Source organism: Tessaracoccus zhenghani, assembly GCF_055326325.1.
The window spans coordinates 323,997-338,031 of sequence record NZ_JBUZNQ010000003.1 but is presented as its reverse complement, the minus strand read 5'-3'; the positions used below and the strand labels follow the sequence as shown (position 1 = coordinate 338,031).

The 14,035-nt window shown below is 68.3% G+C and carries 11 protein-coding genes and 1 pseudogene; 8 read left to right on the top strand and 4 right to left on the bottom strand.

Features of this window, described 5'->3' with window-relative positions:
- Nucleotides 1–31: 31 nt before the first annotated feature.
- Nucleotides 32–3,496 carry a methionine synthase gene (gene metH, locus ACZK4S_RS08735; RefSeq protein WP_463644138.1) on the top strand — a complete coding sequence of 1,155 codons (3,465 nt, stop codon included), beginning with the start codon at nucleotides 32–34 and terminating at the stop codon, nucleotides 3,494–3,496.
- Nucleotides 3,486–5,116, top strand: a pseudogene (locus ACZK4S_RS08730) (HAD-IA family hydrolase). The gene metH and the pseudogene ACZK4S_RS08730 overlap by 11 nt, the downstream one beginning before the upstream one ends.
- Here ACZK4S_RS08730 and ACZK4S_RS08725 read toward each other — a convergent pair.
- Entirely contained in the window at nucleotides 5,039–5,398 is a 360-nt protein-coding gene (locus ACZK4S_RS08725) for a DUF3054 domain-containing protein (protein ID WP_076059513.1), read from the bottom strand. The pseudogene ACZK4S_RS08730 and the gene ACZK4S_RS08725 sit on opposite strands and share 78 nt — an antisense overlap.
- 21 nt (nucleotides 5,399–5,419) lie before the next feature.
- Here ACZK4S_RS08725 and prcB point away from each other — a divergent pair, with 21 nt between their 5' ends.
- The 6 genes from prcB (at nucleotide 5,420) to ACZK4S_RS08695 (ending at nucleotide 11,777) form a co-directional block, all read left to right on the top strand.
- Nucleotides 5,420–6,202: a proteasome subunit beta gene (gene prcB / locus ACZK4S_RS08720; protein ID WP_076058914.1), complete on the top strand. Its 783-nt coding sequence runs from the start codon at nucleotides 5,420–5,422 to the stop codon at nucleotides 6,200–6,202.
- Nucleotides 6,199–6,855, top strand: a complete 657-nt coding sequence (prcA, locus tag ACZK4S_RS08715) for a proteasome subunit alpha (RefSeq protein WP_463643997.1) — start codon at nucleotides 6,199–6,201, stop codon at nucleotides 6,853–6,855. The genes prcB and prcA overlap by 4 nt, the downstream gene beginning before the upstream one ends.
- The gene (locus tag ACZK4S_RS08710) at nucleotides 6,848–7,921 is read left to right on the top strand and encodes a prephenate dehydrogenase (protein ID WP_182764668.1); all 1,074 of its coding nucleotides are present in this window, start codon (nucleotides 6,848–6,850) and stop codon (nucleotides 7,919–7,921) included. Before prcA ends, ACZK4S_RS08710 begins: the two co-directional genes overlap by 8 nt.
- Nucleotides 7,921–8,577 (top strand): (d)CMP kinase, encoded by a 657-nt coding sequence (gene cmk / locus ACZK4S_RS08705; protein WP_463643996.1) that lies wholly within the window; start codon nucleotides 7,921–7,923, stop codon nucleotides 8,575–8,577. The genes ACZK4S_RS08710 and cmk overlap by 1 nt, the downstream gene beginning before the upstream one ends.
- A 44-nt stretch (nucleotides 8,578–8,621) precedes the next feature.
- Entirely contained in the window at nucleotides 8,622–9,953 is a 1,332-nt protein-coding gene (der, locus tag ACZK4S_RS08700; protein WP_076058903.1) for a ribosome biogenesis GTPase Der, read from the top strand.
- Between the two features lie 204 nt (nucleotides 9,954–10,157).
- Entirely contained in the window at nucleotides 10,158–11,777 is a 1,620-nt protein-coding gene (locus ACZK4S_RS08695) for a SulP family inorganic anion transporter (RefSeq protein ID WP_463643995.1), read from the top strand.
- Here the strand turns inward: ACZK4S_RS08695 and ACZK4S_RS08690 are convergent.
- Genes ACZK4S_RS08690 through sqr form a run of 3 tightly spaced genes read right to left on the bottom strand, consistent with a single transcriptional unit; the run spans nucleotide 11,759 to nucleotide 14,019 of the window.
- Nucleotides 11,759–12,388, bottom strand: a complete 630-nt coding sequence (locus ACZK4S_RS08690; protein ID WP_463643994.1) for a DsrE/DsrF/DrsH-like family protein — start codon at nucleotides 12,386–12,388, stop codon at nucleotides 11,759–11,761. The two genes, ACZK4S_RS08695 and ACZK4S_RS08690, sit on opposite strands and share 19 nt — an antisense overlap.
- 12 nt (nucleotides 12,389–12,400) lie before the next feature.
- A complete protein-coding gene (locus ACZK4S_RS08685) occupies nucleotides 12,401–12,721 on the bottom strand; it encodes a TusE/DsrC/DsvC family sulfur relay protein (protein ID WP_076058898.1) in 321 nt (106 codons plus the stop codon).
- Between the two features lie 11 nt (nucleotides 12,722–12,732).
- The gene (gene sqr, locus ACZK4S_RS08680) at nucleotides 12,733–14,019 is read right to left on the bottom strand and encodes a type III sulfide quinone reductase, selenoprotein subtype (protein WP_463643993.1); all 1,287 of its coding nucleotides are present in this window, start codon (nucleotides 14,017–14,019) and stop codon (nucleotides 12,733–12,735) included.
- Between the last annotated feature and the right edge of the window lie 16 nt (nucleotides 14,020–14,035).

Sequence of the window (14,035 nt, the reverse complement as noted above, 5' to 3'; positions counted from 1 at the left end):
TACCGGGTGCGGCTAGCCTTGCCCGGTGGCTATTAATCTGAGAGACCTGTTGAATCGTCGTGTGCTTGTTGCCGATGGGGCGATGGGCACCATGCTGCAGTCGTTCGGCGACCTCAGTGTCGACGACGACTTCCAGGGGCTCGAGGGCTGCAACGAGATCCTCAACGTGACCAGGCCCGACATCGTGGCCTCCGTCCACCGCGCCTACTTCGAGGCCGGCGCAGACGCCGTTGAGACCAACTCCTTCGGCACCAACCTGGCTGCGCTTGCTGAGTACGACATCGTCGAGCGCCTCGACGAACTTGCTGAGGCCTCCGCGCGGATCGCCCGCGGCGTGGCAGACGAGTTCACCGACAAGCCCCGCTTCGTCCTGGGCTCCATGGGCCCCGGCACCAAGCTGCCCACGCTCGGGCACGTCCAGTTCGCCGCCATCCGCGACGCCTACCAGCGTCAGGTGGCCGCCATGATCCGCGGCGGCATCGACGCGGTGCAGATCGAGACCTGCCAGGACCTCCTCCAGGCCAAGGCCGCCATCATCGGCTCGCAGCGGGCCGCGGCGGAGGCGGGCGTCGACCTGCCCATCCTCGTCAACGTCACCGTCGAGACCACCGGCACCATGCTGCTGGGCTCCGAGATCGGCGCCGCGCTCACGGCGCTGGAGGCGCTGGGAGTGGACTGCATCGGCCTCAACTGCGCCACCGGTCCCGCCGAGATGAGCGAGCACCTGCGTCACCTCGCCCGCAACGCCAAGATCGCCGTCGGCACCATGCCCAACGCCGGTCTCCCGGAACTGACGGCCGACGGTGCCCGCTACCCGCTGGGCCCCGATGGCCTCGCCGACGCCCTGGGCACCTACCTGGACGAGTTCGGGCTTGCGGTCATCGGCGGTTGCTGCGGCACCACGCCTGAGCACATCCGTCTCCTCGCTGAGCGCTACAGCGGCCGTGAGGTCGCCCCGCGCGACCCCCAGCCGCAGAACTCGGCCAGCTCGCTCTACATCGAGGTGCCGTTCGAACAGGACGCCAGCTACCTCAACATCGGCGAGCGCACCAACGCCAACGGGTCCAAGGCCTTCCGTGAGGCGATGCTGGCGGAGAACTGGGATGAGTGCGTCGAGATCGCCAAGTCCCAGGCCCGCGACGGGGCGCACGTGCTCGATCTGTGCATCGACTACGTCGGCCGCGACGGCGTGGCCGACATGAAGCAACTCGCCTCCCGCCTCTCCACTGCGGTCACGCTCCCGATCGTGCTCGACTCCACGGAGCCGGAGGTCCTGCTCGCGGGCCTGGAGCACCTGGCGGGCCGCGTGATCATCAACTCGGTCAACTACGAGGACGGTGACGGCCCCACGTCACGCTTCGGCCGGATCATGCCGCTGGTGAAGGAGCATGGCACCGCCGTCGTGGCCCTGACCATCGACGAGGAGGGCCAGGCGCGCACCGCCGAATGGAAGGTGCGCGTCGCGTCGCGCCTCATCGAAGACCTCACGCAGAACTGGGGGATGGACGTGGGCGACATCCTCGTCGACTGCCTCACGTTCCCCATCGCCACGGGCCAGGAGGAGACGCGCCGCGACGCGATCGAGACCATCGACGCCATCCGCGAACTCAAGCGCCTGTACCCCGGCGTGCGCACCACGCTGGGAGTGTCGAACGTCTCGTTCGGCCTCAACCCGGCCGCCCGCATCGTGCTGAACTCCGTGTTCCTGCACGAGTGCGTCCAGGCCGGCCTCGACTCGGCCATCGTGCACAGCGCGAAGATCCTCCCGATGGACCGCATTCCGGAGGAACAGCGCCAGGTCGCCCTCGACATGGTCTACGACCGCCGCTCCGAGGGCTACGACCCGCTCTCGAAGTACCTGGACCTGTTCGAGGGCGTCACCGCGGCCTCCGCCCGCGCCTCTCGCGCCGCAGAACTGGCCGCGCTGCCCCTCGAGGAGCGCCTCCAGCGCCGCATCATCGACGGCGAGGCCAAGGGCCTCACCGCAGACCTCGACGAGGCTCTCAGGGACAAGCCGGCGCTCGACATCATCAACCAGGACCTGCTCGCCGGCATGAAGACGGTGGGCGAGCTGTTCGGCTCCGGCCAGATGCAGCTGCCGTTCGTACTCCAGTCCGCGGAGACCATGAAGCTGGCCGTGGCGCACCTCGAGCCGCACATGGAGAAGTCGGAGAGCGACACAGGCAAGGGCACCCTCGTGCTCGCCACCGTCCGCGGCGACGTGCACGACATCGGTAAGAACCTCGTCGACATCATCGTCAGCAACAACGGCTACACCGTCATCAACATCGGCATCAAGCAGCCCATCCAGGCCATCATCGACGCCGCGGAGAAGCACAGTGCCGATGCCATCGGTATGTCCGGGCTCCTCGTGAAGTCGACGCTGGTGATGAAGGACAACCTGGGCGAACTCAACCGGCTGGGCCTCGCGGAGAAGTACCCGGTGCTGCTCGGCGGCGCCGCGCTCACCCGAACCTTCGTGGAACACGACCTGGGCGACATCTTCGAGGGCCAGGTGCGCTACGCCAAGGACGCGTTCGAGGGTCTCGCGCTGATGGACGCGGTGATGGCCGTGAAGCAGGGGGTGCCGGGCGCGAAGCTGCCCGAACCCAAGAAGCGTCGCTATGCCAAGGTGGAGGTGGAGGAGGTGCCGATCGAGCCGGGCACCCGCTCCGACGTCGCCCGCGACGTCGACGTGCCCACCCCGCCGTTCTGGGGCACGCGCGTGGTCAAGGGCATCGCGCTGGCCGAGGTCGCCGCATGGCTCGACCACCGCGCCACGTTCATGGGCCAGTGGGGCCTGAAGGGCAGCAGGGGAGGCCCGTCCTTCGAGGAGATCGTCGAGACCGAGGCCATGCCGCGCCTGCGCGGGTGGATGGACCGGATCAAGACGGAGAACCTCGCCAACTTCGGAGTGGTGTACGGATACTTCCCGGTGCACTCGGAGGGGGAGTCGCTGATCGTCGGCAGCCCCGAGGACCCGCAGAAGGAGGTCACGAGGTTCACGTTCCCGCGCCAGCGCCGTGACCGCCGCCTGTGCCTGGCGGACTACTTCCGCGACGCCGACGAGGCCGCTGAGCGCGGCCCGGACGTGTTGGCCATGCAGCTGGTCACGATGGGCTCCGAGGTGGCCAAGGGCACGGCGAAGCTCTTCGAGGCCAACTCGTACCGCGACTACATGGAGCTCCATGGCCTCTCAGTGCAGCTGACGGAGGCTCTCGCGGAGCACTGGCACGACCGGATCCGCCAGGACCTGGGCTTCGGCGCCACCTCCGACATCGAGGAGGCCATCCGCAAGCAGGGCTACCGCGGCTCGCGCTACTCCTTCGGCTACCCGGCATGCCCGGATCTGGAGGACCGCGCCAAGCTCGTGGCGCTGCTGAAGCCGGAGCGGATCGGCGTCGAGCTGAGCGAGGAACTGCAGTTGCACCCTGAGCAGTCGACCGATGCCATCGTCGTGCACCACCCGGAAGCGAAGTACTTCAATGCAGGCTGAGCCGAAGGCCGTCCTCTGGGACTTCGACGGGACGCTGGTCAACACCGAGCCCGTGTGGCAGGAGATCGAGCGCCAGATGCTCGCCGAGCACGGGGTGACGTTCACCACCGAGCAGTGGGAGTCGATGACCGGCCAGGACGCGCGGCTCTCCGCCGCGACGATCGCCGAAGCCATCGGCTCAGACGACATCGACGGCCTACTGGAGACGCTCCTGCAGCGGGTGGCCGACCACCTCCGTCAGCGCGACCTGCCGTACCTGCCCGGCTCGCGCGAACTGCTCGTGGAGTTGGCGGCGTTGGGCGTCCCCTGCGCGATCGTCACCGCCAGCAGCGGGTCCGTCCTCGATGCGGCCCGCGACCGGTTGCCCCAGCATGTCTCGTTCGTCGTCACCTCCGACGACGTGGAGAGGACCAAGCCGCACCCGGAGGGATACCTCCTTGCCATGGAGCGCCTGGGCGTCTCCCCGAAGGACGTCGTGATCCTGGAGGATTCCGTGCCGGGCACCCTGTCCGGGCTCGCCTCGGGCGCCGTCGTCTACGCTGTGCCTTCTGTGCCGCTCGAGCAGCACCGCCGCATGCACATCGGCGAAGGGCTCGACGGCATCACCTGGGAGACGCTCGTCGACGTATGGCGGGCACGGAAGGAACTGGCATGAACCTGTCGGGAGTGCACAGAGGACCCCTGCAGCCCGGCGAGCGCGTGACGCTCACCGACAACAAGGGCCGCCGCAAGTCGATCCTCCTCAAGGAGGGGGCGACGTGGCACACCACCAAGGGCGCGGTGCACCACGACGAGCTGATCGGCGGGCCCGAGGGCGTCGTCGTGAAGTCGGCCGGCGGCATGCAGTACCTGGCGCTGCGGCCGCTGCTCCACGACTACATGGTGGCCATGCCTCGCGACGCGGCGGTCATCTACCCCAAGGAAGCCGCCCAGATCGTCATGTGGGGCGACATCTTCCCCGGCGCGCGCGTGCTGGAGGCCGGCGTCGGCTCCGGTGCGCTGTCGCTGGCGCTGCTGCGGGCCATCGGCCCCGAGGGCACCCTGCACTCCTACGAGCGGCGCGAGCAGTTCGCCGACGTCGCCCAGAACAACGTGCGCAACTTCATCGGCGGGGAGCACCCCGGCTGGCGGGTGACCGTCGGCGACCTCGTCGAGGCCATCACGGACGACGAGATCGACCGGGCCATCCTCGACATGCTCGCCCCCTGGGAGTGCATCGAGGCAGTGGGGGAGCGTCTCGTCCCCGGCGGCGTGCTGGTGTGTTACGTGGCCACGGCCACCCAACTGGGACGCGTGGCCGACACCCTGCGCGCCCACGGCGGTTTCACCGAGCCGCAGCTCACCGAGACGACCGTGCGTGACTGGCACGCCGAGGGTCTGGCCATCCGGCCAGGGCACGGCACGTCGAGCCACACGGGGTTCCTCGCGATCTCCCGACGACTGGCGCCGGGTCAGCAGGCGCCCATGCGCAGCCGTCGGCCGGCCCCCGGTGCCTACGGCCCCGACTACACGGGGCCCCGTCCGGCGAACATCCCCGCAGACCTAGGCGGTGCGGGCGCTCCGGTGGCGGCTCAGTCTCCAGACGAAGCGCCAACCCATGAGGGTGACGGCCAGGAATAGCGCGGCCACCAGGACGAACGCCCAGGCCGCGGTGTCGCCCGAGACGACGCGCAGTACCATGCCCACGACGAGCGTCACGCTCCACACGATGAGCCCCTCCCGCCAACCGGCGAAGGGCACCTTGGTCATCGCCACCGCAGCCCAGGCGATGAGGCAGGCCAGCAGGAACGGCCAAGCTGTGGCGAGGACGCCGAACAGGTCCAAGCCGTGGGAGGCCCGCCCGACGACGGCGAACACCAGTACGCAGACCAGATCGACAATGATTGGCACGACTCGCTTCATGCCAGCCACTATAGAAGGGTGATGATGGACAGCCCCTCCTTCATGGAGTACCTGAGGCAGGTGGCGCCGGAGACCCTCCCCGCCGCCGGCGGTGCCGCCATGCCTGCCGTGCACGGCACCACGATCGTGGCGGCCCGCTACCGCGACGGAGTGGTGATGGCGGGCGACAGGCGCGCCACCATGGGCACCGCGATCGCCATGCGCGACATCGAGAAGGTCTTCGGTGCCGATGACCTGTCGATCATCGGGGTGGCAGGCGTGGCTGGGCTGGCCGTCGAACTCGTGCGGTTGTTCCAGGTGGAGTTGGAGCACTTCGAGAAGGTCGAGGGTACGCAGCTGAGCTTCGACGGCAAGGCGAACCGGCTCAGCTCCATGCTGCGGGCCAACCTCCCCCAGGCGATGCAGGGCATGGTGGTACTGCCGCTGTTCGTCGGCTGGGACGAGCGTGCGATGCGCGGCCGGATGTTCTCCTACGACGCCACCGGTGGCCGCTACGAGGAGCACCAGTACTGCTCCGTCGGATCAGGCGCCGCCTTCGCCCGCGGGGCGTTGAAGAAGCTGCACGACCCGGACGCCGACGAGCATTCGGCCGTCGCGGCGCTGCTGCAGTCGCTGTACGACGCGGCGGACGACGACTCCGCCACCTCCGGCCTCGACCTCACGCGCGGCATCTTCCCGCTCGTGCTGCGGGCCTCGGCCGCCGGTGTCGCCCGGTGGTCCGAAGAGGGCGTGCGGGAACTCGCCCACACAATCGTCGCGGCACGCACCGCGCGTCCCGACGGCCCGAGGGGGTACGCGCTGTGAGCCTGCCGTTCTATGTCAGTCCCGAGCAGCAGATGATGGACAGGGCGGAGTTCGCCCGCAAGGGCATCGCACGGGGGCGCGCCGTCGTGGTTCTGCGCTATGCCGGTGGGATCGCGATGGTGGCGGAGAACCACTCGACGACGTTGAACAAGGTCGCCGAGATCTACGACCGCATCGGTTTCGCAGCGGTCGGCCGGTACAACGAGTTCGAGACGCTGCGGATCGCCGGGATCCGGCACGCGGATCTGCGGGGCTACTCCTATGACCGCCGTGACGTGACGGGCCGCAGCCTGGCCGGCGCCTACTCGCAGCTGCTGGGTGGCGCGTTCGCCTCCGGCGGCGAGAAGCCCTACGAGGTGGAGCTGATCGTCGCGGAGCTGGGGGAGGAGCCCACCGGCGACGTGCTGTACCGGATCAGCTACGACGGCGTGATCACCGACGAGCAGGAACTCGCGGTCATCGGCGGTGACGCCGAACGGGTCGCCGAGGTGGTGCGGGCCGGTTTCACCCCCGACGCACCGTTGGGCGACGCCGTCACTCTGGCCGGCAACGCGCTGCACTCGGACCAGCTCGAGGTCGCCGTGCTGGAGCGCGGCGAGGCCCGGCGCCGCACCTTCCGCCGCCTCAGCCGGGACGAGGTGGCCCGTGGCTGAATCGGTACTGATCCTGGGCGCCGGCCTGGTGGGCTCCTCGCTCGGGCTGGCCCTCACGCGCGCCGGCTACGACGTGATCCTCTGGGACATCGTGGCCGCCCATTCCCTGGTGGCCGCGGGGCTCGGCGCCGGCCGCATCTCGGATGAGGCCACCGACAACCCCGACATTGTGGTGGTCGCCACCCCGCCAGAGGTGATCCCCAGCCTCGTGGCGGAGACCCTCGAGAAGTTCCCGCACGCCGTGATCACCGACGTCGGCTCCGTCAAGGCCCCCATCCTGGAGGCGGTGGTGAAGCTCGCTCCGGAGCATCGCCGCTACGTGGGCTCGCACCCTATGGCCGGATCCCAGTTCACCGGCCCCCTCACCGCATCAGGCGACCTCTTCAAGGACCGCACCTGGGTGGTCACCCCGCAGGACGGGAACCTGCCGGAGGACGTGGCCCGCATCGAGAAGCTCGCCCAGGAGGTGGGGGCACGCGTCGTCACCATGCCGGTGGACCTGCACGACGAGGCGGTGGCGCAGGTCAGTCACGTGCCGCATCTGATGAGCATCCTGACCGCGAGCCACCTCCGTGAGGTGCCCACGGACAACCTGCGGCTCGCCGGCCAGGGGATCCGCGACGTCACCCGCATCGCCGGTTCGGACCCGGCCCTGTGGCGCCAGATCATCGTCTCCAACGCCGACGCCGTCCGCCACGAACTCGAGGAGGTCGCCACGGACCTGGCGCACCTCATCAGCGTGCTGGACCACCCCGAGGACCTCGAGCACTTCCTGTCCATCGGGCGCACCGGCGCCCATTCACTGCTCGGCAAGCACGGCCAGAACCCTCTCGATCTGCTCAAGGTCACCGTCGAGATCCCTGATGAACCGCGCGCCCTGGGCCGCCTGTTCACCGACATCGGCGAGCTGGGCTTCAACGTCGAGGACTTTGAAATCACCCACGACCCGGTCCGCGAGGTCGGCTACCTGCAGATCTCCGTCGAGAGCGAGGTCGCCGAGAAGCTCCGCGCCACCCTGCTGGAGCGCGGCTGGGGTGCGTGGTCATCCAACGGAGGAAATGTCTGATGTCTCTGCTGATCGCCATCGACGGGCCCAGCGGCTCCGGCAAGTCCACCACCGCAAAACTGCTGGCCCGACGGCTGGGCCTGGGGTACCTCGACACCGGCGCCATGTACCGGGCGGCGACCACCGAGTACCTGCGTCGCTATCCCGGGGGAGCCGACGTCGACTCAGTGGCCAGGCTCGTCGCCGAGGCCGCGCTGGTGTGCGGAACCACCCCGGAGTCGCCTACGTTCCACATCAACGGTCACGACGTCACCGACGAGATCCGCGAGCCGCGGATCTCCGCGGCCGTCTCCACGGTCGCCACCAACCTCGAGGTACGTCGGTTGCTCACGGAACTGATGCGCACCGTCATCGCGCAGCACGACCGGCGCATCGTCGTCGAGGGCCGCGACATCACCACCGTCGTGGCGCCTGACGCGGACGTGCGGGTGCTGCTGGTGGCGGATCCCTCCGCCCGGGTCGCCCGACGCGCGGCCGAGGTGGAGGGCAGGGCCACCGCCGCGGAAGTGACCGACCAGGTGCTCCGCCGGGATCGCGATGACTCCACGGTGTCGAACTTCACCGACGCCGCAGCGGGCGTGACGGTCATCGATTCGACCTTCCTGACACCCTCGGAAGTCGTCGACGCAATCGTCGCGCTCACACCGCCCAGCTGATTCGACTAGGCTGGGGCGCTGCCCACTCTCTTCAGGAGGCTCCCGTGACCGAGACCGTCAAGCCCATCGTGGCCGTTGTCGGCCGACCCAACGTCGGCAAGTCGACGCTGGTCAACCGTATCCTCGGTCGCCGGGAAGCCGTGGTCCAGGACCAGCCTGGCGTCACGCGTGACCGCGTCTCGTACGACGCCAACTGGAACGGACGTGAGTTCGTGCTGGTCGACACCGGCGGTTGGATCTCCGACGCGACGGGAATGGCCGCCGCCATCGCGGAGCAGGCGGAGATGGCCATCTCGCTGGCAGACGCGGTGCTCTTCGTCGTCGACGCCACCGTCGGCACCACGGATGAGGACGAAGCGGTGGTCCGCGTGCTGCGCCGCTCCCAGAAGCCTGTCGTGCTCGCCGCGAACAAGGTCGACGACCAGCGTCACGAGGTCATGGCCGCCAGCATGTGGAACCTGGGTCTGGGCGAGCCGTTCCCGGTCTCCGCCCTGCACGGTCGCGGCTCGGGTGACATGCTCGACGCACTGCTGGACGCCATCCCTGAGGCCCCGCGCGAGACCTACGAGGAGATCGGCGGGCCCCGCCGGATCGCCATCGTCGGCAAGCCGAACGTGGGCAAGTCCTCGCTGCTGAACAAGATGGCGGGGGAGAAGCGGGTCGTGGTGTCGGACGTGTCCGGCACCACCGTGGACCCCGTCGACGAGCTCGTCGAGATCAGCGGGCAGGTGTACCGCCTCATCGACACCGCAGGCATCCGCAAGCGGGTCAAGGAGGCCTCCGGCCACGAGTACTACGCCTCGCTGCGCACCCAGGCCGCCATCGAACGCGCCGAGGTGTGCATCATGGTGGTCGACGCCTCGGAGCCGGTGTCAGACCAGGACCTGCGGATCCTCAGCAACATCGAGGAATCCGGCCGCGCCCTGGTCATCGCCTTCAACAAGTGGGACCTCACCGATGAGGAGCGTCGCTACTATCTGGAACGCGAGGTGGATCGCGACCTGCAGGCGTGGAAGTGGGCACCGACGGTGAACATCTCCGCGCTGACCGGCCGCAACGTCGACAAGCTCGGCAAGGCCATCGAAACGGCCGCCGCAGGCTGGGAGTCGCGCATCTCCACCGGCAAGCTCAACGCCTTCCTCGGCCGGCTCTCGGCCGCCCACCCGCACCCCGTGCGCAGCGGCAAGCAGCCGCGCATCCTGTTCGGCACCCAGGCGCAGAACTGCCCGCCCACCTTCGCGCTGTTCACCAGCGGCAAGATGGACGAGACCTACGTGCGCTACATCGAGCGCCGCCTCCGGGAGGACTTCGGCTTCGAGGGATCCCCCGTCCAGGTCCAGATCCGTGCTCGTGAGAAGCGCAAGGACCGCGTCTGACACCGAGCCGACGGGAGATCGGATCCCGGTGCTGGGAGTAGTACGCTTCGCTCTGGAGGCGATTACCACATGGGAAACCGGGATTTCCGGATTGAACCTCAGCGCCTGACGCCGAGGGAACAGATACGCCGCTACCGAGCGCTGGCGGGCGAACACTTCGTCAACCTGAGGAACCTCTGGCCGGGGCCAGCGGACTATGGCGGTTTGAGGCAGTCGTGGCTGAAGGACCTGGTGGCCGGCATCACCGTCGGCGTGGTGGCGCTTCCGCTGGCGCTGGGCTTCGGTGTCGCCTCCGGGGCGGGTGCCGCAGCCGGCCTCGTGACGGCGATCGTCGCGGGCATAGTCGCCGCCGTCTTCGGCGGTTCCCACCTCCAGGTCTCCGGCCCCACGGGCGCCATGACCGTCGTGCTGCTCCCGGTCATCGCCAAGTACGGCCTCGGCGTGATCCCACTGCTCGCCATCATGGGCGGCATCATCGTGGTGGCCATGGCCATCACGGCCGTCGGTAGATCCGTGGAGTTCATCCCCTTCCCCGTGGTCGAGGGGTTCACGATGGGCATCGGCGTGATCATCGCGCTGCAGCAGCTACCGCTCATCCTCGACGCCCCACGCGGCTCGTCGGAATCCACGCTGGTCGCCGGCTGGCAGACCATCCAGCAGGCCGACTGGAGCCACGCCTGGCAGCCCCTCGCACTGGCCGTCGCGGTCATCGCGCTGCACCTGGTGGGCCTGCGCTACGTGCCGAAATGGCCGCTGGCGCTCATCTCCATCATCATCGCGACGGTCGCCGTCGTGCTGCTCCCCATCACGGTGGACTCCATCGGGGCGCTGCCCACCGGCCTCCCCTCACCTCAGGTGCCGGACTTCACCATGGGGATGCTGCAGGACCTGGCCGGGCCGGCCCTCGCCATCGCGGCGTTGGCCGCGCTCGAGTCGCTGCTGTCCGCCAGGGTCGCCGACGGGATGCGTCCGGATCTCACTGCGACGAACCCGGACCGCGAGCTGATGGGCCAAGGCCTGGCTAACATCGCGTCGGGACTCTTCGGTGGCCTGCCCGCCACGGGCGCCATCGCGCGGACCGCCGTCAACGTCCGATCCGGGGCCCGCACCCGGTTGTCGTCGGTCACACACGCGGTCATGCTGCTGGCCGTCATGCTGTTGTTGGCACCCATCGTGGCGACCGTGCCGATGGCCGCGTTGGGCGGCGTGCTCCTGGTGACCGCCGGGCGCATGATCAACCTGCGCCTCGGCCGCACGATGCTCACGGTCACCAGGGCGGACCGCAACACGTTCCTGCTCACCTTCGGTGCCACCGTCCTGCTGGACCTGGTGGCCGCCGTGCTGCTGGGGCTCCTGATGGCCGCCGTGATGAGTCTGCGACACATGGCCACCTACTCCGTGGTGGCCCGGCAGAACCTGCCCACCACCACGATGGAGGGCGTCGTGGACTGGAATGCGGAGCAGGAGCACCTGCGCGATGCCGTCGCGATCTTCCGTGTGGACGGCGCGCTGTTCTACGGCAACGCGCAGCGGTTCATCGACGAGGTCAACGACCTGGGCGACCACACCGCCGCAGTGATCATCCGCTGTCACCAGATGCGCATCCTCGATGCCTCCGGCGCCGTCGCGCTCGACACCGCGCTGCGGCGATTGCGCCGCCGTCACATCATCTACGTCATCCAGGGCATGAACAACACCCAGCGACGCACCTCCGTGCTGATGGGAGCCACACAGCAACGCCATCACGTCAAGGAACTGTCCGAGGCGTTGGCCTGGATCGACGACGAACTGCGCACCGGCGTGGTTCAGACGAAGATGATCTGACCCCCTGCGCTGAGCTCAATGAAGTCCGAGGCGGAGATCACGTCCTCGACCCCTTCGTAGAGGTCGGACATGACCAAGCCGTTCATGTCGAAGCTCAGTTTGCAGCCCCACAGGTGACCGCCGGCGGCCACGATGATGTCGAGGAACTCGCGCACGCCTGGGATCTCCAGGTCGTCGAGCTGTCTGGTCATCATCTTGGTCGCCATGCGCGTCATACCGGGGATGGCTCCCATGCCGGCCCACACCGGCATCGACGGCGCCATTGGCAGGTGCATGGCGGTGTTGCCCAACATGGTGAACTTCAGGTCGTCCATCGTGCGTTCGGTCACGAGGTCGAAGCCCCAGAAGGTGAAGAAGATGTGGGTCTCGATGCCCTCTCCCAACGCCGCGTTGGCCATGATGAGCGCGGGGTAGGCCATGTCGAGGTTGCCCTTGGAGGCGATGAAGCACATCTTGCGCGGCTGCCCTACGGGCTCCGCCCCGACCGCGGGGGCAGCGAAATCCGACGGCTTCAGGCGTGCCCTCCCCTCCGTCGAGGCGTCGGACGACGGGGGCCGGGCAGTCACCTGACCGAAGTCGGGGATGATCGGGTGGTCGAGGATCTCGGTCATGGCACGGCCTCTCTAGACGCAGCCCTTGGGCTTGGGGAGCCCGGCGATATAGGACATCTTCTTGGCCGGCTTGCCGGGGAAGAGACGGAACAGCTCCTTCATGTCGAAGCCACCGACCACCGACGTGCGGCGCAGGGTCGCCGTCTCCTGCCGCTCCGGGTAGTCGCTGCGCAGGAAGCGCAGCACCTTCCAGTGGTCGTCGGTCAGTGCGTCGAGGCCGGCGTACCCTGCCAGGACGCGGGCGAGGTCGTCGTCCCACTGTTCGTAGTCTGTGAGGAAGCCCTCGTCGTTGACGTCAATGACGCGGCCGCCGTCGATGCGTGTGCGTGGCACGGGATTCTCCTTCAACTCCGGGTGCCGAGGGGCAGCTTCTTGCGTGCCCACTGAGTGAGGGTGAGCCCGGCGGAGTCGCCTTCGAGGCGCTTGCCGAGCAGCATCATGTCCGTGGTGAACGGCAGCGGCCGGCCCTTGAGGAGCAGCTGCCAGTAGACCCATCTGAAGGCGAGCTTGGCCAGGTGGTTCGAGCGCGACTCGCCGAGCAGCCGCATCGGCCCGACCACCGGGAGGGGGAAGGTGCCGGTGTAGGGCTGCGTCTGGTAGTTGAAGTCCAGCAACATGCCCCTGCCGTGGCCCGTCTCGATGAAACAGTTCGCGTGACCGTCGAAAGAGTGGGGGAGGGGCTCGCCCTTCAGGTAGTGCGGCCAGTTGTCCATGAACACGTCGACCGAGAAATGCGCGACCGACCCGGCCTTCGATGTCGGCAGGGTGCCGCCGTCGCCCAGCACGAAGATGTCCGGATGGGCATCCGCCCGCATGGTCTGCTGGTCGCAGGGCACGAGGTTGAGCTCGTCCCCCAGGCCTGAACGCGAGATGTACTCCGGGCCGAGATTCAGGGGGATGGACACCAACAGGTCGTAGGGGATCCGCCGGTCGTCGTAGGAGACCAGTTCCTTCGCGTCGGTGTCGACGCGTTCGACGGCGAAGTCCGTCTCCAACGCGATGTCGCGTTCGGCGAACATCGACCCAAGCTCCCTGGAGGCGACCGGCTTGGTGAACGCCCCGTCGAGCGGGGTCACGTAGACGATCTCCACCTTGTGTCGCGACTTCCGGTCCCGGAAGAAGCCGTCGGCCAGGAAGGTGAACTCGAGCGGCGCGACGGGGCACTTGATGGGCATGTCGGTGAGGTGGATGACGAGGCGGCCGCCTCTGAAATCCCGCATGGCGTCGCGCAGGGCGATGGAGGCGGGCAGATCGTAGAAGTGGTGGACGTCAGGGCTGTCCGCCCCGGGCGTGAGGTCCGGTCTCGGCTGAACGCCCGTGGCGATGACGAGGGTGTCCCACGGCAGTTCGCGACCGTCGGCGAGGAGCACAGTCCTGCTGTCGATGGCAATGTGGTCGATCTCGCCGAGGACGAGATCCACGTCGCGTGGCAGGTACCGGCGGCGCGGCTCCACGATCTTGTCCGGGGTGTAGATGCCGAACGGCAGGAACAGGTAGCCCGGCTGGTAGTGGTGATCGTTGTCGCGGTCGATCACCGTGATGGAGAGCTCCTCTGGCGGATGGACGGCGCGCAGCTTGTTGGCCACCATCGTGCCCGCGGTGCCCCCACCGAGGATGAGCAGCCTCTTCATTGAGACCTCCATGAGT

Coding starts and splice junctions, on each gene's coding strand:
- prcB (WP_076058914.1), top strand. CDS start 5,420: ATGATGGACAGCCCCTCCTTCATGGAGTACCTGAGGCAGGTGGCGCCG.
- ACZK4S_RS08690 (WP_463643994.1), bottom strand. CDS start 12,388: ATGACCGAGATCCTCGACCACCCGATCATCCCCGACTTCGGTCAGGTG.
- ACZK4S_RS08725 (WP_076059513.1), bottom strand. CDS start 5,398: ATGAAGCGAGTCGTGCCAATCATTGTCGATCTGGTCTGCGTACTGGTG.
- cmk (WP_463643996.1), top strand. CDS start 7,921: ATGTCTCTGCTGATCGCCATCGACGGGCCCAGCGGCTCCGGCAAGTCC.
- sqr (WP_463643993.1), bottom strand. CDS start 14,019: ATGAAGAGGCTGCTCATCCTCGGTGGGGGCACCGCGGGCACGATGGTG.